This window comes from Enterobacter cloacae complex sp. P12RS (genome assembly GCF_014895875.1).
Classification (GTDB): domain Bacteria; phylum Pseudomonadota; class Gammaproteobacteria; order Enterobacterales; family Enterobacteriaceae; genus Enterobacter; species Enterobacter bugandensis.
The window spans coordinates 1-211 of the sequence record NZ_JADBQO010000096.1 but is presented as its reverse complement, the minus strand read 5'-3'; the positions used below and the strand labels follow the sequence as shown (position 1 = coordinate 211).

The following is a 211-nucleotide window of genomic DNA, read 5'->3' as shown; positions in this document are numbered from 1 at the left end:
ATTTTCCTGGCGTCCGAAAGAAGGATCCCAAGAAACGGTGGAGTCATTCTCGCTAAGTGTGAGAGTATTGCCTCACTTCAAAACGATTATGCAAGGATCCTTTTCCGAGGTTAAAGCTTGCGACTGTTGAGATCATTCCTTTTGAACCCAGCATGAAAACAGAACTATTAGAGAATGTGTTTTAACCCCGCAAAAAATCCACGCCAAAGCG

At 43.6% G+C, this 211-nt stretch carries 1 pseudogene; it reads left to right on the top strand.

The annotated features are described in order from the left end of the window. Positions 1-185: pseudogene (locus IM284_RS23820) on the top strand (hypothetical protein); the annotation flags it as partial. Positions 186-211 lie beyond the last annotated feature (26 nt).